Raw genomic sequence first — 20,804 nt, 5'->3', positions numbered from 1 at the left:
GGCTGTTGCCGATGCCGTCGCGGACCGATATCAATGACCCGCCAATGACTTTTTCGCCGGCCTGGAAACGGGCAAAAGAGTGACCGGCACCTCGAAGAGACAAGTGGGGCAACACATGAAAAGACTGCGCACAGCCGTGGTCATCCCGATGGTGGCGGGCGGCCTGCTGGCCGGGGTCACCCCGGCGCTGGCCGATCCGGCCGCGGCGGGGGCGCAACCGCTGAACTCCACCGGCATCCCGGCCCAGTACGCCGGCCAGGTGCTGAACTGGCACACCTGCACCGGTGACGAACTGCCCACCGCGCCGCCGCCGGGCGCCGAGGGCATCGAGTGCGCGACCTACCAGACGCCGCGCAACTGGGACCGCGCCGCCGACAAGATCGACCTGACCATCGCGGTCAGCAGGCTCAAGGCCACCGGTGGCGAGGCGACCGCCAGCGTGATCACCAACCCCGGTGGTCCCGGCGCGCCCGGCCGCAGCTTCCCGACGCGCCTGCGCAACCAGGCCAAGCTGCGCGCCAGTCAGGAGGTCGTCGGCTTCGACCCGCGCGGCACCGGCAAGAGCACCAACATCACCTGCGGCGGCGCCATCGGCACCGGCGGCGACCTGGACCCGCGTGACCGGTCCAAGCCGAACCTGAACCTGATCCTGGACGCCACCAAGTACGCGGCGAACTCGTGCCAGGTGAAGTCCGGCGAGCTGGGCCCGCTGATCAACACCTACCAGACCACCCGCGACATCGACCTGCTGCGCGTGCTGCTCAAGCGCGACAAGATCAACTGGGTCGGCTACTCGGCGGGCACCTGGATGGGCGCGCACTACGCCACCTACTTCCCGAACCGCGTCGGCCGGTTCGTGCTGGACTCGGCCACCGAGTTCACCACCACCTGGCAGAAGTCGTTCGACTGGCAGCCGCTGGGCTTCGAGCGCCGCTGGCGCCAGGACTTCCTGCCGTGGCTGGCCAAGTACGACTCGGTCTACCACTTCGGCAACACCGGTGAGGCCGCCCGCCAGACCTACGAGCAGGTCCGCGCCTCGCTCACGCAGAACCCGGTCGAGCTGGACGGCGAGAAGGTCAGCGCGGCGAAGTTCGACTCGACCATCCCCGGTTACCTCTACGCCAAGCGCAACTTCCCGGTGCTCGCCGAGTACCTGGTGGCCGTGCGCACGCTGACCGAGGGCAGCACCACCGCCGAGCAGAAGTCGGTGGCGGCGCAGAAGGTCAAGGCCGAGCAGTCCGGCAACGACGTGATCGGCCCGCAGCCGCTGATGGTGCCGACCGACTACGACGACGCCTACGACGCGAGCTTCTGGACCATCCCGTGCAACGAGGGCCCGTGGCCGGGTACCCGCAGCAGCGTGATCAAGCAGTCGCAGAAGCTGATCGACCAGGACCTGCCGCTGCTGGGCGCCGGCTGGCTGATCCAGCCGTGCATCTTCTGGAAGAACAAGCCGATCTCGCTGCCGAAGGTCAACGGCAAGGGCGTGCCGCCGGTGGTCATCGTGCAGTCGGTGCACGACCCGGCGACCCCGCTCGAGGGCGCGCAGCGCGCGCACGAGGCGTTCGCCGGCTCGCGGATGCTGACCGTCACCGGCGAGGGTGACCACGGCATCTACGCCGGTGGCAACGCGCCGGTGGACAAGGTCGTGGAGGACTACCTGGTCGACGGCGTCGTGCCGGCCGACCAGAGCCTGCCGGGCATGCCGCTTCCGGTGCCCGCCGGTGCGTGAGCCCCGCTAACCTCTGCGTGGCTGTGGGATCAAGGCCCCGTCGAACTTCCGTTCGGCGGGGCTTTTCCGTGCGCGCATGGACGGTTGCTCGTACCGGAGCGCGCCGCTCGCGAGTACCAGCAGCGTCACGCCGAGTCCGAGGACCAGCAGCGCCAAACCTGCGATCACGATCTCCGACCTCCTCGCTGGGGATGGATCTGTGCCGGGCCGTTACTACACAGACGTGCGAGGTGGCCTGCCGGATACAAGATTTTGGGTGTCATTCCGGTTGCGGCCGAGTTACCCCCAACCTGTGCACAGAGTTGTCCACAGGTTGGGGATGGGTGTGGGCACTAGACTGGACGGCATGGTGCGGGTTCCGTTGACCGAGGCAGAGCGAGTACGCGGCGAGCGGCTCGGCGCCGCGCTGCGGGCAGCCCGTGGGGACCGGAGCATGGTCGAGGTGGCCGCGGAGGCCGGGATCTCGGTGGAAACCCTGCGCAAGATCGAGACCGGGCGCATCCCGACGCCCGCCTTCTTCACCGTCACCGCCATCGCCGCCGCCGTCCGGCTGCCACTGGACGCGTTGCGCGAAGCCGCCGAGCCCGACGAACCCCTGCCCCGGGTCGTGTCGGCCTAGCCCTAGCCGGGTTGCAGGGCGGCCAGGATGTGCTGCCGGTCGTTCAGGAAGTGGAAGCCCGCCGGTGGCCGGTCGTAGACGTGGAGCAGGCGTTCCAGGTCGGAGTGCTCGTCCACGCTCAGCGGCGTGCGCTCGGTGAACAGGTGGGCGGCGAGCACGTCCACCAGCTCTTCCCACTCCCCGGCCAGGTAGATCTCGTGGTAGTGCGTCAGCGCCTCGATCGGCAGCCGGTTCGCCAGCTGGACCAGCAGGCGTTCGGCGAAGAAGCTGACCCGGCTCTCGGTGAGGTCGGCGACGGTCGGGTTGGCCGGGTCGGCGGCGGTGTCCGGGTTGCGCACCACGCCGGGGCCCGCGGTCGGGAAGCCGGTGACCACCCGGCCTTCCGGCTCGACCAGCACCACGATCGACACCCCGTCCCGCACCCCGCACGCGCGCCAGCGGCCGTTGGGCAGCCGCCGCGGTGGTTCGTCGGGCTCGTTCGCCACGTCGGTGACCAACCGGAGGATCCGGCGACCACCCCATTCCGGTGGGAATTCGGTGGTCGCCCGCCGACCGGTCCCCGCCGCATGCCCCCCACCCACAGTGACTCCCTTCGCCGACGCGAGACTAACGCGGGGGCTCAGCGAAGGCAGGACCACGTGGTCAGGGCCATGATCACCACTACCGGGCCGGGACCGAAAGAACTCACTGTGAGTGTCAGCGCGCCCACCACACCGAGGTCCGGTCCCCGGATCGCCTGAGTGATCAGCCGGACCGGCGCCTGGCCGAGCGGGGTGTCCGTGACGACGAGGTTGTCGTAGGTCATGGGCGGCCGTGAAGCCGTGCGCAGCACCGAGGCCGCGGCGAGCGGCAGCACCAGCCACGCCGCCGGGCCGAACGAGACACCGAGCAGCGCCACGACCAGCACGAGCACCAGCGCCCACGCCAGTGCCAGCCCGGCGAAGACCAGTGCGTACGCCGCCCGTAAGCGCAGGTCACGCTCGTCGAGCCAGCGACGCAGGCCGAGGCCGCGCCAGAGCTCCCCGAGCCCGCCGCCGAACGGCATCAGCGCCGCGTACGCCGCGACCGCCACCACCGCGACCTCGGGCAATGCCGGGAAAGCCAGCCGCGCGACCCCGGCGGCGAGGGCGATCAAGACCGCGCCGGCGGCGTACCGACGCCGCCCGAGCACTCCGGCCAGCGCGAGCCGCCAGATGGAGGTGACCCGCACGTTCACCGGCCTCGCCGAGGGCAACATCAGCAGTGGATCGAGGAAACTCACCGCAACCAGGCGAACCACCCGTTCGCGCCACGCCGAAACCAGCTCCAGGCGCCCCGCGGCCTCGGCCGCCACCGGCCGCAGGAGCGATCCGGACCCCCAGCCGACGACCACGGCGGCCAGCAGCAGCACCGCCCCGAAGGCCGACAGCACCTCCGGCGGCGGGCCGGTCAGCGCCACCACCGCCCCCACACCGGCCAGCGCGATCGGCCCGGCCGCGGTCCCCGTCTCGACCGGCCGCCGCGCGACCGCCAGCGTCAACGCCGAACTCCCGCCGAGCAGCAGCCCCACGGCCGTCCACACCTCGGCGGACACGTCGTAGACGACCCCGCCGAGCGCGGTGACGTAGCCGAGCGCGAGCAGCCAGCCCAGCCACACCCGCCAGACGCGCGCGCCCAGCACCGGCACGCGATCGCTGACGAGCCAGGTCAGCTCGGCCGGATCGGCCCAGCGGTACCCGCGCCGGAGCTGGGCACGCGCGGACAGTCCGGACAGGACCAGCACCACCGCGGGCAGCGCGGAGCCGTCCCCTGTGGACCCGCCGAGCAGGAACTCGCGCCACCACGGCAGCTTCCCGAACGCGGTGGCCAGCGCGCCGATGCCGAAGACGACCAGGAAGCTGGTGGTGTCACCGCTGAAGACCCCGCCGAACCGCGGGCGGCCCGGGATCCGCACCCGGTCGAGCGTAGTGGTCATTCAGGGCCGGGCATGGTGATCACCGTTTCGGCGGTCTCCAGCAGTGGCGGGTGGTGCGTGGCCACCACGATCGCGGCGCCGTCGTCCTTGGCCCGGCGCACCAGCCCGGCCAGCCAGTCCCGGCCTTCGGCATCGAGCGCGCGCTCCGGTTCGTCCAGCAGGAGCACCTCGAACGGCCGGGCGGTGGCGCCCAGCAGCATCAACCGCCGCCGCTGCCCCGCCGAAAGGCTGCCCGCGGCCACCCCGGCCCGTTCCGCCAGCCCGGCCTCCGTGAGCAGCCGGACACCGTCCACTTCGGTACCGAAGCTCCCGGCGAGCAGTTCCAGGTGCTGCACCGGGGTGAGTTCGGCGAACACGTCGGAATCGTCCAGCACCACCGAAACCCGCCGCCGGAACTCGACACTTCGCTCGTCGGGAATGCGGCCGGCGACCTCGACCCTTCCTTCGGCAGGCGCCTGCATACCGTAAAGAACGCGCAGCAGGGTGGATTTCCCGGCGCCGTTCGGCCCGACCAGTGCGAGGCACTCACCTGGACCCACCGCGCAGTCGAGCCCGCGGAACAGCCATTGCCTGCCCACGCGGATTCCCATGGATTCGGTGATGATCCCCATGCGGCGACCATACTCGCGATTCTCCGGCCGGAAACGAATAGCCCTTTTGGGCCGAAAACAAGGCCAAAAGGGCTATTCAGGCCGACAATCAACGGAGTGCGGCCGGAACCGGTGCGAACTGCCCCACGACGAAAAACGGCCCGCCGGTCAGGGCGGGCCGTTCTCCGGTGGTGTTCGCTCAGCCGAGGCGCTGGCGCAGCGACTCCAGCTCGTCACGCAGGTTGGACGGCACCTTGTCGCCGATCTTGGCGAACCACTCCTCGATCAGCGGCAGCTCCTGGCGCCACTCCTCGGCGTCGACCCGCAGCGCCAGCTCGACGTCGGACTTCGGCTCCTCGATGCCGTCGATGTCCAGGTCGTCGGCGGTGGGCACGAAGCCGATCGGGGTCTCGGTGGCCGCGGCCTGGCCCTCGATCCGGCCGATGACCCACTTCAGCACGCGCGAGTTCTCGCCGAACCCAGGCCACAGGAAGCGCTTGTCGTCACCGCGGCGGAACCAGTTGACGTAGAAGATCTTCGGCAGCTTGGTCGCGTCGGCTTCCTTGCCCAGTGAGATCCAGTGCTTGAAGTAGTCGGCGGCGTGGTAGCCGAGGAAGGGCAGCATGGCCATCGGGTCGCGGCGCACCTCGCCGACCTTGCCCGCGGCGGCGGCGGTCTTCTCCGAGGACATGGTGGCGCCCATGAACACGCCGTGCTGCCAGTCGCGCGACTCGGTGACCAGCGGAACCGTGGTGGCGCGGCGGCCGCCGAACAGGATCGCCGAGATCGGCACGCCCTTCGGGTCGTCCCATTCCGGCGCCAGGATCGGGCACTGCGACATCGGCGTGCAGTAACGCGAGTTCGGGTGGGCGGCCTTCTCCTCCGAGTCCGGCGTCCACTCCTGCTTGGTCCAGGAGGTGGCGTGCTCGGGCTTGCCCTCCATGCCCTCCCACCAGATGTCGCCCTCGTCGGTCAGCGCGACGTTGGTGAACACCGAGTTGCCCTGCTCGATGGTGCGCATGGCGTTCGGGTTGGTGTGCCAGTTGGTGCCCGGCGCGACGCCGAAGAAGCCGAACTCCGGGTTGACCGCGTACAGGCGGCCGTCCTCCCCGAAGCGCATCCAGGCGATGTCGTCACCCAGGGTCTCCACGCGCCAGCCGGGGATGGTCGGCTGCAGCATGGCCAGGTTGGTCTTGCCGCAGGCGCTGGGGAAGGCCGCGGCGATGTAGTAGGCCTTGTCCTCGGGCGAGATGAGCTTGAGGATCAGCATGTGCTCGGCGAGCCAGCCCTCGTCACGGGCCATCACCGAGGCGATCCGCAGCGAGTAGCACTTCTTGCCGAGCAGCGAGTTGCCGCCGTAACCGGAGCCGTAGCTCCAGATCATCCGCTCCTCGGGGAAGTGGGTGATGTACTTGGTCGAGTTGCACGGCCACGGCACGTCCTGCTCACCCGGGTTGAGCGGGGCGCCGACCGAGTGCAGCGCGGGCACGAACTCGCGCTCGGCGCCGTCCTCGGTGACGAACTTGTCCAGCGCCGCCTGCCCCATCCTGGTCATCACGCGCATCGAGGCGACCACGTAGGCGAAGTCGGTGATCTCCACGCCGAGCTTCGGGTCGTCGTCGCCGAGCGGTCCCATGCAGAAGGGGATGACGTACATCGTGCGACCCCGCATGCACCCGCGGTACAGCTCGGTCATGGTCGCCTTCATCTCACCGGGGTGCGCCCAGTTGTTCGTCGGCCCGGCGTCTTCCTCGCGCTCGGAACAGATGAACGTGCGCTCCTCGACGCGGGCCACGTCGTCCGGGTCGGAAGCGGCCCAGTACGAGTTCGGCTTCGCCTTCAGCGGGACGAAGGTGCCCGCTTCCACCAGTTCGGCGTTGATCCGCGCCGACTCCTCCTCGGAGCCGTCCACCCACACCACTCGGTCGGGGGTGGTCAGCTCCGCGACCTCCCGCACCCACGCCAGGACCTTCGAGTGCGTGGTGGGGGCGGCGTCGAGTCCGGGGATGGCTACTGCAGTCATCTCTTCTCCTGAACTCCGGCAAAAAAGCCCACACCGAACTCTCGTCCGGGGCGGGCTCCTTCGCCGGCGACCGAATGGCTTCGCACACCGGCCGCGGGACCGGTGTGCTGATTTGGGGATTCTTGGAGGGTAACCGGATGGACGGCAAGTAACCGAGGGGTGGCCTGTCGGTTCTCTCACAGGAACGATAAGGGAATCGATTCAGTTGTCGCCGGAACGGAGGAACGGCAAAGTTCTTCCTGCGCCGGGCAGTGGAGTTGCCTCTTCCGCGACTCGAAAAGAGTGCGCTGCGTCTCACTCGAACGCGCGTTATGCCCGCGAATTGCCCGATTTCCGCGCAATAGCAAGAAGGCCCGGCGCGAACACGTCGCGCCGGGCCTGCTGTCGAAGAAGGATCAGTTCGGACTGATCCACTGGCCGGTGACCGAGTCGATCTTCGCGACCCCCTCGACCGGCTGCGAACCGCTGACGCCCCAGGCGTCGTCGCCGGCGCTGGGCGTGCCCACCGCGCCGACCGCGCCGGAGGTGGTGCTCTCGGTCCACTCGCCGTCGCCGGTGTGCTCGTACACGGTGGACTCACCGCTGGGGTCGATCACCACGGCGAGGTCAGCCTCGCCGTCGCCGTCGACGTCGGTGAACCCGATCGTGTTGCCGGAGGAGTCCTCGACCACCGCGGTGTCGTTCACGCCGTCGTTGTCGGTGTCCACCGTGGCCGGTCCGACCTCCACCTCACCCTCGGGAAGGTCGGCGGTGATGCCGCCTTCGCTCCCGGTCTGGGTGCCGGGGTCGGTGTCGTCCCCGGTGGTACCGCCGGAGCCGACGTCGATCCAGTCGCCGGACGCCTCGTCGTACGCCGCGTGCGAAACCACCTCGCCCTGGGCGTCCAGCTCGATGAACTCGTCGGCGTCACCGTCGGCGTCGGTGTCGACGAAGGCCTGGACGCCGCCGTCCTCGGTCTCGATCGTGGCGGTGTCGTTGACGCCGTCCTCGTTCATGTCGAAGTTGACGTCAGCGGTGTACTCCTCGCCGTCGACGGTCACCGTCATCTCGTCCGCGGCAGCGGAGGTGTCGGTGGTGTCGGTGCCACCGCTCTCGTCGACCCACACGGGAATTCCCCCTTCGCCAGGAGTCGCCCCGGCAGTTCAAGGATGTTGTCTTCAGCGGTTATGACTCACCGTATGCCGGTTCGGTTCCCTGGCACAACAGCCGGTCACCCCGATGGTCAAGCGGGCATCCCGAGCGCGCCCAGCGTCACGCACCAGCGGTCGTTCGTGGTGCTCAGGTTGAGGCGGTACCGCAGTTCGCCGTCCTCGTAGCTGGCCGGGTTGGCCAGTTTCCCGTCGATCCAGAACCCGGCGCTGGCGGCCGACTCCGTGCCCTCCTCCGGCGACAAGGTCATCTCGACCCCCTTGCTGGTCAGCTCCTCGCGCACGCTGTCCACGTACTGCGGGCCGAGCGAGCAGCTCAGCGCCACGATGGTCTCGGCGTCCTTGTTGTTCACCGCGTCCACGTACTGCTGCGCGGTGGCCCGCGGATCGCCGCTGGTCCCGCTGTCGCTCAGCAGCACCACGAGCAGCACGGCACCGCCACCGAGCAGCACCACCAGCCCGACCACCAAGCCCACGATCAGGCCGGTGCGGCTCTTCTTCGGCGGCGGCTGCGGCGGATAGCCGTAGGGCTGCTGCCCGTAGTAATACGGCTGCTGCGGTGGCTGGTTCACGACGTCTTGTCCCTCAGCGTCCGGATCCGGGACAGGAACCCCTCGGCGCGCTCGCGGCCTTCACTCACCTGAGTGATCCGCTTGGTGACCAGGCTGAGTTTCTTCGCGCGCTCCTGGGTGCCCATCTTGATCGTCTTGTCGACTTCCTTCAGCTCGGCCTCGATCGCCTCGATCCGGCGGCCGAGCGCCTCGTCCAGTGCCAGCGACAGCTGCTGCTCCGCCTCGATCAGCTGCTCGGCGACCAGCTGGTCCAGCGTGGAGCGGGCGTCCGCGATGGACTCCACCAGCCACTGCTTCATGTGCTGCTTGTCCGCCGCGTGCCGCCGGGTCCTGGCCATCCACCAGCCCGCCCCGAGGCCGATCACGATGGTCGCGGGCAGCACCACCGGGTTGAACAGGGCGAGCCCGGCCAGCGGCGCGGCCACCAGCTTGCCCGCCCCGACCCCGCCGGACACGCCCATGAACACCAGCAGCTTGTCCTCGGCGGTCGGCGGCCGCTTGTCCGGCGGGCGCAGCACCACCGGCGGGCTGCCCGCCCTGGCGAACTGGGCGCGGATGACGTCCAGTTCCTCCTGGCTGAACAGCTCGGCCAGCGCCACGTCGGTGACCTGGTTGAGCCGCTGCGCCAGCGCCAGCGACATGCGCTGCGAGATGGTCTGCAGCGCGACGTCGACCTGGCCGGGCAGCTCCTGGATCTGCTCGCGCTTGGCCGCGTCGATCTGCTGGCGGAAGTAGGACTGGGCGTCGCGCATCTGCCGGTTGCCCTCGTGCCCGATCTCGACCCGGGTGCGCTGGATCTCGCCACGCAGCCGCAGCTGCCAGCCACGGGTGGACGACCGGCGCTCGGCGGCGAGCTGGTCTCGGCGTTCGCGCAGCAGCTCGGCCTCGGCCTCACCCGCCGACAGCGCGCGGCGCTCGGACTGCAGCTTCGAATGCTGCTCCCCGAGTGCGCTGGACAACGCGCGCAGGGTGTTCGCCTCGCCGAGCATGGCCGACCGGCCGACCAGCATCTCCTGCATGGCGGCCTGCAGCTCGGCCACCCCGGACCGCTCGCGCAACATGGTCCTGGCCTGCTCGTTCGGCGCCTTCGCGGCCATCTCGAACATGCGTGCCGAAACCGGGTGGAACACCGCGTCGGCGAACCGGGGCGCGTGCTCGTTCAGCAGCTCGCGGTCGGCGTCGAGCACCTGGCGCCAGCCGCGGAACTGGTCGGTCTTGGTCAGCGCGAACACCACGGTTTCCACGCGATCGCCCATGCTGCGCAGGAAGTTCAGCTCGCTGGAGGTGAACGGCGCCGAGGCGTCCACCACGAAGAGCAGCGCGGTGGCGTTGGCCGCGGCCTCCATCGCCAGCTCGGCGTGCATCGAGTCCAGTCCGCCGACGCCCGGGGTATCCACAATGGACACCCGTTCGAGCAGCGGCACCGGGCCGCTGACTTCGACGTAGCGCGGCGGCAACTGGCCTTCGGGCAGCTCGTGGCTCGCGGAAACCCAGCGGACCAGCTCGTTCATCTCGACCCCGACCGGGGCCAGCTGACCGGGGTAGCAGGCCTGCGCCGACCACGCCTCGGCGTGCTCGAAGACCAGGTAGGTCGCGGTGGCCACGCTGGCGTCGACCGGGGACAGGCCCGGCATCGCCAGCAGGGCGTTGACCAGGGAACTCTTACCGCGATTGGTCTCGCCGACGACCACCACCGAGGGCTTCTTCGGCCGCGCCTTGCGCAGGTCCTCCACCCACCGGGCGGCCTGCGGGTCCAGTTCGCGCAGCAGCGCCAGCAGGGTCTCCCTGGCCTGCTTCACCTGCGCGGGCAGGCTGGGCTTACCGATCGATCCGAGTGCGGCTGGTGCGGTCACCTGGGCAGCGTATCTTCCCACCCGTCACCCACCACCACCCTCAACGGTGCGCTTCGCGCCAGTCCTATCTCCGGGTGTACACGGTGACGATCGGGGCACGAAGCAGCCGGTCGCGATCGGCGAAGCCGACCACCTCGGTCTCCGCCACGATGCCGTCCAATGCCGGGTCCTCGGTCGGCACCGCGCCGCCCGCCTCGTGCACCGCCGGGTCGAACCGTTCACCGTCCGGGCGCAACGCCCGCACCCCGACCTCGGCCAGGCCCTGCACCAGGCGTTCCACCACGCCGCCGCTGCGCGCGCGGTCCAGCGCGTACAGGCACAGCTGGATCAGCGTTTGCCGTTCGACGGACGCCTGGTCCACGTCCCCGCCGGGCACGATCACTGCTACGGGCTCCACATCGGGTTCCGACGCGGTGGCCCCCGCCGCGGTTCCGCTGTTCTCCAGTCCGTCAGCGTGGTCGGCTCCGTCGTTCTTGCGGGACCACAACGACATCCCAGCCACCCCCAACACCCCGTCGAGTCGTCGGGGGAAACCTAACTCAGTCCACGGAACGCCGGTCGATGAGTACGGCGAGACCATCGAGGATTCGCGCCAGCCCGAATTCGAGCGCGTTGTCCTGGCCGCCCCCGGCGGCGTCCGAGAACGCGGCGGCCATCGACGGGAAGCGGTCGCCGTGCGCGGCCATCACCGCGGCGAGGGTGCGGGAGAAGTCGGCTTCCGGTGTCGACGAGTTCCTGGCCTGCTCGGCGATGGCGCGCAGGTGCCCGGTCAGCGTGGCTACGGCGTCGAGGCGCTCGCCCCCGGTCAGCCCGGTGCCTTCGAGCGCGGTCAGCGCGCGTTCGACCCAGCCCAGTTCGCACGGCCCCCACACGCGCGGGCACAACGAGCTGTCCAGCAGCCACGGATGCCGTTGCAGCACGGCGAACATCAGCAGGCACCACTCGTGGAGCTGCTCGCGCCACCCGCCTCCGGCCAGCTCGGCCGGTTCGCCGAAGCCCTGGTCGGTCATCACCGCGATCAGGTCGGCCTTGCTCGGCACGTGCCGGTAGAGCGACATCTTGGTGAAGCCCAGCTCGTCGGCGATCCGCTGCATGGACACCGCGCCGAGGCCTTCGGCGTCGGCCAGCCCGATCGCCACCGCGACGATCCGGTCCACGCCGAGCACCGGTTTCGGGCCGCGCGCGCCGGGGGTGTGCGGTTCCCAGAGCAACTTGGCGCCGGCGATCACGGTCTCTCCTGAGCAAAAAGGGTTGCCACCAGAACTGCTTCCACTGTACACAGTAATCAACTGTTTCTACTGGACACTGTTTTGGGGGAGTCGCATGAGCGGCAAGAACGTGCTGATCTCCGGCGCCAGCGTGGCCGGGCCCGCACTGGCTTACTGGCTGGGCCGGTACGGCTTCCGGCCGACCGTGGTCGAGGTGGCGCCGGAACCGCGCGAGGGCGGTTACGCGGTGGACTTCCGCGGGCCGACGCACCTGGGGGTGCTGGAGCGCATGGGGTTGCTCGACCGGATCCGCGAGCGGCAGACCGGCGGCATGCCGATCCGGTTCGTCGACGAGCGGGAGCGCACCTTGCTGCGCCTGCCGACGGAATTCGCCGGTGGCGCGGTGGAGATCCGCCGCTCGGACCTGTCAGAACTGCTGCGCGAGCACAGCGCCGACATCACCGAGTACCGCTTCGGCGACTCGATCAGCGCCTTGACCGAGACCGCCGACGGCGTGCACGTCACCTTCGAAAGCGGCGACGAAGGCACCTTCGACCTCGTCATCGGCGCGGACGGGCTGCATTCGAACGTGCGCGCGCTGGCTTTCGGGCCGGAGCGCGAGTACGTCAAGCACCTCGGTTATTACGTCGCGGGCTGGGAGATGCCGTCGCCGTCGTGGCTGGCGCAGGAAGCGGTCGGCGTCAACACCCCCGGCAAGTACGTCTCGGCCGCGGTCGACCACCTGAACCCGGCCATGGCGGGTGCCTACGTGTTGTTCAAATCGCCGGAGCTGCGTTACGACCGGCGTGACGTCGAGCAGCAGAAGCGGCTGATCGCCGAGAACCTGGCCGGAATGGGCTGGCGGACACCGGAAATCCTCGGCACGCTTCCGGCCGCGAAGCAGTTGTACTTCGATTCGATCAGCCGCGCCGACGTGCCGAACTGGTCGACCGGCCGGATCGCGCTGCTCGGCGACGCCGCCTGCGGCGCGACGCTCGGCGGCATGGGCACGGGAACCGCGATCGTCGCGGCTTACGTACTCGCCGGGGAACTGGCGAATTCCGGCGACCACCGCACGGCATTCACCCGCTACGAAAACCTGCTGCGTGAATACGCGACGGAATGCCAGAAAGGCGGGGAAGGCACCGGGAAGTTCCTCGCCCCGGACACGCGGCTCAAAACCTGGCTGCGGAACAAGTCACTGAGCAACAAGCTGGTGCTGAAACTGATGCTGAAAGCCGGTGAGGAGCGGAGCTCGAACCTCACCCTCCCGGATTATCCGCACGCAACTGCTGCCAGATGAGGAAGTACGCCCGGTGCACCACGTGCGCGACCCGGCTCTGCGCCGGGGTCGCGCCGAAGGAGGCGAACGACCGCCACCACCCGGCGCGTTCGAGCGCGTAGGCCGCCAGTTCGGTGCGCGGGCGGCCGGGCATCCCGAGCTGGGCCCCGATGTCGGCGTTGCTGCCCACCCGCAGCACCTCCTCGGCGAGGTCCTCCGGCATGTCCACCGCGCCGGAGGCGACCAGCGTCAGCGCCTCCAGCAGCCGCAGCTGGTGTGCCTCGGGCTTGGCGAGCAGCACCTCGATCGCGTCGTGCACGCGCTGGCGTTCCGCCGGGTCACCGGAGGCGTGCGCCAGCGCGGTGACCGAGGCGAGCGCGGCGGCAGCCTTGATGCCGTCGGCGCGCGCGGCGAACACCATCGCCAGCCGGGCACGCACCGCGGCCAGTCCGGAGGCGTCGAGCAGCTTGCGGCGCAGCGCGCCCGCGGTCAGCCCCGGTTCGGCGCGGATCGCGTCGATCGCGCTGCGGATGCCGAACAGGTCCAGCTTCTCCAGCAACCGCAGCCGGACGCCGGAGGGGACCTCGCACTCCCAGCTGGTGAAGATGTCCGCGGAGATCAGCATGGTCTCAAGTGAGGCGTCGTCGACCTCGGAGAGCTGGCGCAGCGCGTCGGCGTCGGCGGAGGTGAAGGCACCCGCCTCGGCGGACTCGGCCAGCAGGCCGATCACCGGCAGCACGTCGGCCACCCGCGGCTTCAGCGTGGCGGCCTGCTTCTCGGCGAGCATGGTCGCCGCCTTCCACACGTCGTCCCCGGCGCCGTCCACCGACTCCGGTGCGATCGTGTCGGCCTTGTTGAGCACCGCGATCGCGTTCACCGGACCGGCTTCGCGGCTGGCCGTGGCGGCGGTGAACGCGGCCAGCGCCTGCTGGTCGTCGGCACGCACACCCTGGGTCACCACGTAGAGCACGGCCTCGGCACCGGCGACGGCGTTGCGCGAGGTGTCGTCCAGCTCGTCGGAACCGCCCTCGCCGTCCTCGCCGTCCTTGCGGTGCTTGGCCGCGCCGAGCAGCTGCTCGGTCCGCGACACCGAGGCGGCGTCCAGCGAGCCGAGCCCCGGCGTGTCGATCACCGTCATGCCCTGCAGCACGGCGTTGGTGAGGTACGCCTCGAGGTGCGAGACCTCGTCGATGTCCACGCCCAGCTCGGCCGGGATGCTGCCGTCCGGCGCGAAGGGCAGCACCTGCTTGCGGCCGTCGGTGAAGACCACCTCGACCCGGTCGACCGTGCCGTACTGGAAGCGGGTGACCAGCCGGGTGCACTCACCCACGTCGGTCGGCGCCACCCGGCGGCCGATCAGCGCGTTGACCAGGGTGGACTTGCCGGACTTGATCCGCCCGGCCACCGCCACCTGCAGCGGTGCCCCGAGCCGGCGCATCACCTCGGCGAACCCGGCCGCGGTGCGGGCGGAGACCTGGGACTGCAACCGGTGGCAGAGGTTGCCGACCGAGGTGGACAGGGGCCCCGCGAGGCGCCCACCCTGTTCCGCCGGTGCCGTCACGCGTGTCCCTCCCCGAAGCCTCGGATCCAGGGGTAATCATGCCCGTCATCCTGCGGTCGCACCCAAGGTGGTCCCGGCGGGCGACGCGGTGTTCCGGCCAGCGGACATACGCTGGATGTCGTGCGCCGGCTCAGTCTCTGGTTACGGAAACACCCGATGGTCGGGGACAGCTGCATCGCCCTGTTGCTGCTGCTGTTCGACCTGCTGTTGTTCGTGGTGTCGGACACCGAGCAGACCGGACTGGCGATCCACCCGTGGTACGTCACCGTGCCGCTGGACTTCCTGGTCGTGCTGCCGGTGGTGTTCCGGCGCAAGCGCCCGGTGTGGGCGGCCTACGCGGCGCTGCTGCTCGGCGCCGTGCACGGCGGGCTGGAACTCGGCGTGGCCGGGTTCTTCGCCGGGACGATCGCGGTCTACACCCTGGTCGTCTACGCCGGACGCCGCCACGGCGCGCTGTACCTGCTGATCAGCGTCACGACCAGCGTGCTCCAGCTGATCGTGCAGCGCACCGACGAGCTGGCGATCAACATCGTGCTGATCGTGCTCGCCAACGCGTTCTGCTGGCTGCTCGGCGAGTTCGTCGGGGCCCGGCGGGCGTACCACGCGGAAGTGGAGGCCAGGTTGCATCTCCTGGAGACCGAACGAGACCAGGCCACCCGCATCGCGGTGGCCAACGAACGCGGCCGGATCGCCCGCGAGCTGCACGACGTGGTGGCGCACGCGGTGAGCGTCATCGTGGTGCAGGCCGACGGCGCCTCCTACGCCATCCGGTCCAACCCGGACCTGGCCGAGCGCGCGGTGCAGACGATCTCCGAGACCGGCCGCGGCGCGCTCGCCGAGCTGCGGCGGCTGCTCGACGTGCTGCGCAACGAGGACGCCGACAACGAGCCGCGCGTGCCGCAGCCCAACGCGAACTCGCTGACCGAGCTGGCCCAGCGGGTCGGCGCCGCCGGGGTGCCGGTGGACGTGGAGGTCGACGAGAACTTCGACGACCTGCCGGCCGGGGTGTCCCTCGGCGTCTACCGGATCGTGCAGGAGTCGCTGACGAACACCCTCAAGCACGGCGGTCCCGGAGCGAAGGCGGTGGTGAAGGTGCATCGCGAGGCCGACGGCGTGCGCATCGAGGTGTCCGACAACGGCAACGGCGTGCGCCCGGTGCCGGTACCCGCGCGCGGGGCCACCAGCGCGGTGGCACAACTACCCGGCGGCAACGGCCTGATCGGCATGCGGGAACGGGCGAACGTGCTCGGCGGCAAGCTGGAGGTCGGCCCACGGCCGGGTGGCGGCTGGCGCGTGCACGCCACCCTGCCGGTTAGGTTGGACTCGTGATCCGGGTGGTGCTGGTCGACGACCAGGAGCTGATGCGCGTCGGGTTCCGCATGGTGCTCGGGGCCCAGCCCGACATCGACGTGGTCGGCGAGGCCGGGAACGGCCGTGAAGCCGCGCGGCTGGCCGAGGAACTGCGGCCGGACGTGGTGCTGATGGACGTCCGGATGCCGGTGCTCGACGGGGTCGAGGCGACCAAGCTGATCGTCGAGGCCGGCACCGCGCGCGTGCTCGTGATGACCACCTTCGACCTGGACGAGTACGTCTACGCGGCGTTGCGCGGCGGCGCCAGCGGCTTCCTGCTCAAGGACACCCCGCCGGACCACCTGGTCTCGGCGCTGCGGTCGGTGGCCAGTGGCGAGGCGGTGGTCTCGCCGTCGGTGACCCGGCGGCTGCTCGACCGGTTCGTCGGCTCCGGGGACGCCCCGCTGCGCGACGCGGCGGTGCTCAACGTGCTCACCGAACGCGAGCGCGAGGTTTTGGTGTTGATCGCCAAGGGAATGTCCAACACCGAGATCGCCGAGGCTCTCTTCCTGTCCGAGGCGACGGTCAAAACCCACGTCGGCCGGATACTGGCGAAACTCGAGCTGCGCGACCGGGTCCAGGCCGTGGTGCTGGCGTACGAGACCGGGCTTACCCGCCCGGGTGTCTCCTAGCGAGTTCAGGGTCGTCTCAGGGGGATCACCGATCGCCCTGGTCCTCGCGACAGGCCAAGCTACGACTGCAGTCGGGTGGGAAGTTCGCTCCCAGGGATGACGCGCGAGGGCGCGGCGCCGGGAAACGATGGGGTCGCATCCGGCGTTCCGCTGCCGAGGAGGAGACATGATCGAGGCAGAAGGCCTCACCAAGAGGTACGGGAAGACGGTCGCCGTCGACCAGCTGTCGTTCAGCGTCGCGGCGGGCCGGGTCACCGGCTTCCTCGGCCCGAACGGGGCCGGGAAGTCGACCACCATGCGCATGATCCTGGGGCTGGACAACCCGACCGCGGGCCGCGTGAGCATCGGGGGCAAGCGGTACCACGAGCTGAAGAATCCACTGAGGACGGTCGGCGCACTGCTGGACGCCAAGTGGGTGCACCCGAACCGCTCGGCCCGCGCGCACCTGGCGTGGATGGCGAAGTCGAACAAGATCGCCGCGAGCCGGGTCGACGAGGTGCTCGACACCGTCGGCCTGACCTCGGTGGCCGGCAAGCGCGCCGGTGGGTTCTCGCTGGGCATGTCGCAGCGGCTGGGGATCGCCGCGGCGCTGCTGGGCGACCCCGAGGTGCTGTTGTTCGACGAGCCGGTGAACGGGCTGGACCCGGAGGGCATCCTCTGGATCCGCAAGTTCATGCACCGGCTGGCCGACGAGGGCCGCACGGTGTTCGTCTCCAGCCACCTGCTCTCGGAGATGGCGCTGACCGCGAGCGAGCTGGTGGTGATCGGCCGGGGGAAGCTGATCTCGCAAAGCTCCACAAAGGACTTCGTGGCCCGGGCGTCGGAGAACACGGTGAAGGTGCGCAGCCCGCAGCTGCCGCAGCTGGGCCAGTTGCTGACCAACGCCAGCGCGCAGGTGACCGCGGACGACGACGCGCTGATCGTGTCCGATTTGGACAGTGCGAAGATCGGTGAGATCGCCGCCCAGCACGGGATCGTGCTGCACGAGCTGAGCCCGCTGCAGGGCTCGCTGGAGCAGGCGTTCATGCAGATCACCGGCGACTCCGTGGAGTACCACACCGGCCTGGAGACCGAAGCGGCGCAGATCCTCGCGCCGACCGGTCAGTGACTTTCTGGAGACAACCATGACTCTGCTCGCTGTCGAACGCATCAAGTTGTTCACCACGCGCTCACCGTGGTGGTGCGCGCTGATCACGCTGGTCGTCACCATCGGGTTCGCCGCGCTGGTCACCGGCACCGCCGAGAACATCGAGTTCGTCACGGTCGGCAGTGCCGAATTCGGGTACTCCTTCGGCCTGGCCGTGGTGATGGTGCTGGCCGCGCTGGCGGTCACCACGGAGTACCGCTTCGGCACCATCCGCACCACGTTCCAGGCGGTGCCGCACCGGGGTTCGGCGCTGCTGGCGAAGACCGTGGTGGTCGCGCTGCTGGCGCTGGTGATCGGGGAGATCGCCGGCTTCGGCTCGTGGGGCATCGCGAACCTGCTGCAGCCCGAGGCCGACCTGGCGCTGAACACCACCGCGAAGTGGATCAACGTGGCGGGCATCGGCCCGGTGTTCGCACTGGCCGCGGTGGTCGCGGTGGCCGTCGGCATCCTGATCCGGCACAGCGCCGGGGCGATCTCGCTGCTGCTGATCTACAACCTGGCGGTCGAAGGCCTGGTGCCGCTGATCCCGTCGATCGGCGACGACATCCACCAGTGGATGCCGTTCAACGTGGCGCACAAGTTCATCGCCGGCGACGGCGCGTCGAACGGCGCCATGGGCGGGGAGGCCGCGGGGCCGCCGCTGTCGTCGTCCACGCTGAGCCCGGCTTGGGCACTGGCGTACTTCGCCGGCTTCGCCGTGATCATGCTGGCGATCGCCATCAGCACCGCGAAGAAGCGGGACGCATAAAGCCTCTACAGGGGAATCCGGCTCCGCGGCACGGGGGTGCGCAGAACCGGAACGGGGGAAAGGGCCCGGGCCGCCACTTCGGGGGGCGACCCGGGCCCTTTCATTTCGTCTCGGGTGGCCACGACCACCCGGCCGCTCGGCCCCGGCGGACCTGAGCCGTCCGAGCGCAGCTACCCGAACGCGGGGCTCGGCTGCCTGTGTGGAACTCGCTTACCTGAACGTGGTTCGGCTTCCCGAGCGTGGAGTTCGGGCGCGTGAGTGTGGGACTCGGCCTCCCGAACGTGGGGATCGCCTGCCTGAGTGCAGGACTCGGGTGCGTGAGTGTGGGACTCGGCCTCCCGAACGTGGGTTCGGCTGCTTGAACGTGGCACTCGCCGGTCTGGATGTCGAACTCGATTGCTCGAGTGTGGAACTCGCTTATCTGAACGTGGGGTTCGGCTTCCCGAGCGTGGAGTTCGGGTGCGTGAGTGTGGGACTCGGCTTCCCGAATGTGGGGTTCGGCTGTTGGGATGTGGCACCCGCCGATCGTCGGCGAATGTGAGCCGGGGCACGTTCAGCTGTCCAAAAGTGACACTCGCCAGCCTGGGGGTAGAACTCGGGGCCACGAACGAGGACTTCGGCTACCGCGAAGCCGAACTCGGCCACCCGAAAGTGGCACTCGCCTGCCCCGGAAGGTGGAATTCGGCCACCTGAACGCAGAACTCGCCTGTCTGAACGTGGGGATTGGGGTGTGGGTTTGGGTTTGGGGGTGTGGGGTTGGGTGGGCGGGGTGGTGGAATGTTGTGGAGGGTGGGTGGTTTGGGGGCCAAAAAGGTGGGAAATGGGGGAATCATTGCGAGCGGGGCCGCCCAGGCAAAAGATCACGGGAAAGTGCCGCGAACAGGTAGTAACGAATTACAAGATCTAAGCGACATACTATGGAAGCACTACTGCACGCCGCCGGGTTAAGACCATGTAAATACGCTGTGGGTTCGCTCACAGAGGGCAGACACCAGGCCGCTGACCAGGCATTTTGACTAGTGAACCCGTCACGGAACTCTACGGAGGTGACCCTTGACGGTGGTGAAAACCGATCGAGGAGTCGAAGGCAACATCCCCGCCCAGCGACCTGCCCCGCGCCAGCTCCGGCTCGAGCCGATGGTGGGACTCGAATGGTCGCAGGCGATCGAAATGCCCCGCATCGTGGCGGCGGCGGTCAAACCGTCCGACATCCGGCGTGCGTGGGTGCATCGCGCCCCCGAGGATCAGGTGCTCGCGCTCTACCGGGCGACAGCGGCGGGTGGCGCTCGCGTACCCGCGCCCTGGTGGCTGCGGGCTGTGGTGGCCGGTGAACTGGACTCGCGCGAAAGCGGCTTCCGCGTCGAGGACCGGGTCGCGCAGTTGCTCAGCCGGCGCATCGGCTGGGAGTACGTTCCGTGGGGCGCGGATGGCGAAGCGGGCTATTGGGAGTTCATGCCGTCGGAAGGCGGTCCCTCCGGGCACCGGATCCCGACGACCATCCTGAACACCGATCGCCACACCGGCTGGATCGACGTGCTGCCCGCGCACAGCGGCTCCACGCCGAGCCCCATCGCGGTGCCCGGGCTCGCCGGGCTGCGCGCGCGGCTGGGGGAGTTCGAAGCGGTCCGCTGACCGGCGGTTAGGTTTGCCGGGTGGAAAGCGAGAACCAGCCGCGGTTGCGCAGCGTGGTCAGCTACGTGCAGCGTGGTGGCCGGATGACCGTCGGGCAGCAGCGTGCGTGGGAAGAACACTGGCCGTCGCTCGGCCGCAAGGTGGCCGAGTTGCCCGAGGGCCCGCTCGACTTCGGCGCGTGGTTCGGCCGGGAAGCGCCGGTGCTGCTCGAGATCGGCTCCGGCATGGGCGAGACGACCTCGCAGCTGGCCGCCGCCGCGCCGGAGCTGAACTACGTCGCCGTCGAGGTGTACGAGGCGGGCCTCGGCCAGTTGATGCTGCGTGCCGAGAAGCTCGGCGTGAAGAACCTGCGCCTGATCAACGGCGACGCCGTCGTGCTGCTCACCAGGCACGTCCCGGAGGATTCGCTGCACGGTGTGCGGATCTTCTTCCCGGACCCGTGGCCGAAGAAGCGTCACCACAAGCGGCGCCTGGTCCAGCCGGAGTTCGTCAAGCTCGTCGCCTCGCGGCTGCAGCCCGGCGGCACGCTGCACCTGGCGACCGACTGGGAGAACTACGCCGAGCAGATGCTCGAGGTGCTCTCCGCGGAACCGACCCTGGTCAACCGGTACGACGACTGGGCACCGCGCCCCGACTGGCGCCCGGTGACCAAGTTCGAGAACCGCGCCCGCGAAGAGGGCCGCGTCAGCCGGGACCTGATCTTCGAACGCCGCTGAACGCTATGAGTGGGGCATTACTAGCAATCAACGCAAG

General features: G+C 69.6%; 19 protein-coding genes. 9 read left to right on the top strand and 10 right to left on the bottom strand.

Annotated features, from left to right (window positions below):
* Nucleotides 1-115: 115 nt before the first annotated feature.
* The gene (locus JOM49_RS06920; protein ID WP_209663519.1) at nucleotides 116-1,732 is read left to right on the top strand and encodes an alpha/beta hydrolase; all 1,617 of its coding nucleotides are present in this window, start codon (nucleotides 116-118) and stop codon (nucleotides 1,730-1,732) included.
* 346 nt (nucleotides 1,733-2,078) lie between these two features.
* Nucleotides 2,079-2,351 (top strand): helix-turn-helix domain-containing protein, encoded by a 273-nt coding sequence (locus JOM49_RS06915; RefSeq protein ID WP_209663518.1) that lies wholly within the window; start codon nucleotides 2,079-2,081, stop codon nucleotides 2,349-2,351.
* A 2-nt stretch (nucleotides 2,352-2,353) separates the two neighbouring features.
* Here JOM49_RS06915 and JOM49_RS06910 read toward each other — a convergent pair whose 3' ends face one another.
* From JOM49_RS06910 to JOM49_RS06870, 9 genes are all read right to left on the bottom strand, one after another.
* Nucleotides 2,354-2,932: an EndoU domain-containing protein gene (locus tag JOM49_RS06910; protein ID WP_209663517.1), complete on the bottom strand. Its 579-nt coding sequence runs from the start codon at nucleotides 2,930-2,932 to the stop codon at nucleotides 2,354-2,356.
* A 38-nt stretch (nucleotides 2,933-2,970) separates the two neighbouring features.
* A complete protein-coding gene (locus tag JOM49_RS06905) occupies nucleotides 2,971-4,305 on the bottom strand; it encodes a hypothetical protein (protein WP_209663516.1) in 1,335 nt (444 codons plus the stop codon).
* Entirely contained in the window at nucleotides 4,302-4,916 is a 615-nt protein-coding gene (locus tag JOM49_RS06900; RefSeq protein ID WP_209663515.1) for an ABC transporter ATP-binding protein, read from the bottom strand. The genes JOM49_RS06905 and JOM49_RS06900 overlap by 4 nt, the downstream gene beginning before the upstream one ends.
* 178 nt (nucleotides 4,917-5,094) lie before the next feature.
* The gene (locus JOM49_RS06895) at nucleotides 5,095-6,918 is read right to left on the bottom strand and encodes a phosphoenolpyruvate carboxykinase (GTP) (protein ID WP_209663514.1); all 1,824 of its coding nucleotides are present in this window, start codon (nucleotides 6,916-6,918) and stop codon (nucleotides 5,095-5,097) included.
* Between the two features lie 395 nt (nucleotides 6,919-7,313).
* The gene (locus tag JOM49_RS06890; RefSeq protein ID WP_209663513.1) at nucleotides 7,314-8,024 is read right to left on the bottom strand and encodes a DUF6802 family protein; all 711 of its coding nucleotides are present in this window, start codon (nucleotides 8,022-8,024) and stop codon (nucleotides 7,314-7,316) included.
* Nucleotides 8,025-8,140: 116 nt separating this feature from the next.
* Complete coding sequence (locus JOM49_RS06885; RefSeq protein WP_209672307.1) at nucleotides 8,141-8,638, bottom strand: hypothetical protein; 498 nt, start codon at nucleotides 8,636-8,638, stop codon at nucleotides 8,141-8,143.
* Nucleotides 8,635-10,491 (bottom strand): dynamin family protein, encoded by a 1,857-nt coding sequence (locus tag JOM49_RS06880; RefSeq protein ID WP_282768236.1) that lies wholly within the window; start codon nucleotides 10,489-10,491, stop codon nucleotides 8,635-8,637. Before JOM49_RS06880 ends, JOM49_RS06885 begins: the two co-directional genes overlap by 4 nt.
* Before the next feature lie 64 nt (nucleotides 10,492-10,555).
* On the bottom strand, nucleotides 10,556-10,984 hold the full coding sequence (locus tag JOM49_RS06875; RefSeq protein WP_209663512.1) for a nucleotide exchange factor GrpE: 429 nt from the start codon (nucleotides 10,982-10,984) through the stop codon (nucleotides 10,556-10,558).
* A gap of 46 nt (nucleotides 10,985-11,030) precedes the next feature.
* The gene (locus JOM49_RS06870) at nucleotides 11,031-11,720 is read right to left on the bottom strand and encodes a TetR/AcrR family transcriptional regulator (protein ID WP_209663511.1); all 690 of its coding nucleotides are present in this window, start codon (nucleotides 11,718-11,720) and stop codon (nucleotides 11,031-11,033) included.
* A gap of 94 nt (nucleotides 11,721-11,814) precedes the next feature.
* On the opposite strand from JOM49_RS06870, the gene JOM49_RS06865 reads away from it, so the two are divergent.
* Nucleotides 11,815-13,002 (top strand): FAD-dependent monooxygenase, encoded by a 1,188-nt coding sequence (locus JOM49_RS06865; protein ID WP_209663510.1) that lies wholly within the window; start codon nucleotides 11,815-11,817, stop codon nucleotides 13,000-13,002.
* Here JOM49_RS06865 and JOM49_RS06860 read toward each other — a convergent pair.
* On the bottom strand, nucleotides 12,962-14,542 hold the full coding sequence (locus tag JOM49_RS06860; protein WP_209663509.1) for a dynamin family protein: 1,581 nt from the start codon (nucleotides 14,540-14,542) through the stop codon (nucleotides 12,962-12,964). The genes JOM49_RS06865 and JOM49_RS06860 overlap by 41 nt on opposite strands.
* 120 nt (nucleotides 14,543-14,662) lie before the next feature.
* On the opposite strand from JOM49_RS06860, the gene JOM49_RS06855 reads away from it, so the two are divergent.
* The 6 genes from JOM49_RS06855 (at nucleotide 14,663) to trmB (ending at nucleotide 20,767) form a co-directional block, all read left to right on the top strand.
* The gene (locus JOM49_RS06855; protein WP_443625902.1) at nucleotides 14,663-15,871 is read left to right on the top strand and encodes a sensor histidine kinase; all 1,209 of its coding nucleotides are present in this window, start codon (nucleotides 14,663-14,665) and stop codon (nucleotides 15,869-15,871) included.
* Nucleotides 15,868-16,524, top strand: coding sequence for a response regulator (locus JOM49_RS06850; protein ID WP_209663508.1), 657 nt, complete (start codon nucleotides 15,868-15,870; stop codon nucleotides 16,522-16,524). Before JOM49_RS06855 ends, JOM49_RS06850 begins: the two co-directional genes overlap by 4 nt.
* Before the next feature lie 166 nt (nucleotides 16,525-16,690).
* Nucleotides 16,691-17,632 carry an ABC transporter ATP-binding protein gene (locus JOM49_RS06845; RefSeq protein ID WP_209663507.1) on the top strand — a complete coding sequence of 314 codons (942 nt, stop codon included), beginning with the start codon at nucleotides 16,691-16,693 and terminating at the stop codon, nucleotides 17,630-17,632.
* Nucleotides 17,633-17,648: 16 nt separating this feature from the next.
* The gene (locus tag JOM49_RS06840) at nucleotides 17,649-18,419 is read left to right on the top strand and encodes a hypothetical protein (protein WP_209663506.1); all 771 of its coding nucleotides are present in this window, start codon (nucleotides 17,649-17,651) and stop codon (nucleotides 18,417-18,419) included.
* 1,137 nt (nucleotides 18,420-19,556) lie between these two features.
* A complete protein-coding gene (locus JOM49_RS06835; protein WP_209670901.1) occupies nucleotides 19,557-20,051 on the top strand; it encodes a hypothetical protein in 495 nt (164 codons plus the stop codon).
* A 20-nt stretch (nucleotides 20,052-20,071) separates the two neighbouring features.
* Nucleotides 20,072-20,767, top strand: a complete 696-nt coding sequence (gene trmB, locus JOM49_RS06830; protein ID WP_209663505.1) for a tRNA (guanosine(46)-N7)-methyltransferase TrmB — start codon at nucleotides 20,072-20,074, stop codon at nucleotides 20,765-20,767.
* Nucleotides 20,768-20,804: the final 37 nt, after the last annotated feature.

Origin of the sequence: Amycolatopsis magusensis, assembly GCF_017875555.1 — a bacterium.
GTDB lineage: Bacteria > Actinomycetota > Actinomycetes > Mycobacteriales > Pseudonocardiaceae > Amycolatopsis > Amycolatopsis magusensis.
Note: the sequence above shows the minus strand (reverse complement) of the source record. Positions and strands in the feature narration are given on the sequence as shown.

Bases quoted from the DNA above. Each gene is read 5' to 3' on its own strand.
- JOM49_RS06920 (WP_209663519.1), top strand. From the start codon at position 116: ATGAAAAGACTGCGCACAGCCGTGGTCATCCCGATGGTGGCGGGCGGC.
- JOM49_RS06915 (WP_209663518.1), top strand. From the start codon at position 2,079: ATGGTGCGGGTTCCGTTGACCGAGGCAGAGCGAGTACGCGGCGAGCGG.
- JOM49_RS06905 (WP_209663516.1), bottom strand. From the start codon at position 4,305: ATGACCACTACGCTCGACCGGGTGCGGATCCCGGGCCGCCCGCGGTTC.
- JOM49_RS06900 (WP_209663515.1), bottom strand. From the start codon at position 4,916: ATGGGGATCATCACCGAATCCATGGGAATCCGCGTGGGCAGGCAATGG.
- JOM49_RS06895 (WP_209663514.1), bottom strand. From the start codon at position 6,918: ATGACTGCAGTAGCCATCCCCGGACTCGACGCCGCCCCCACCACGCAC.
- JOM49_RS06875 (WP_209663512.1), bottom strand. From the start codon at position 10,984: ATGTCGTTGTGGTCCCGCAAGAACGACGGAGCCGACCACGCTGACGGA.
- JOM49_RS06865 (WP_209663510.1), top strand. From the start codon at position 11,815: ATGAGCGGCAAGAACGTGCTGATCTCCGGCGCCAGCGTGGCCGGGCCC.
- JOM49_RS06845 (WP_209663507.1), top strand. From the start codon at position 16,691: ATGATCGAGGCAGAAGGCCTCACCAAGAGGTACGGGAAGACGGTCGCC.
- JOM49_RS06840 (WP_209663506.1), top strand. From the start codon at position 17,649: ATGACTCTGCTCGCTGTCGAACGCATCAAGTTGTTCACCACGCGCTCA.
- JOM49_RS06835 (WP_209670901.1), top strand. From the start codon at position 19,557: ATGGTGGGACTCGAATGGTCGCAGGCGATCGAAATGCCCCGCATCGTG.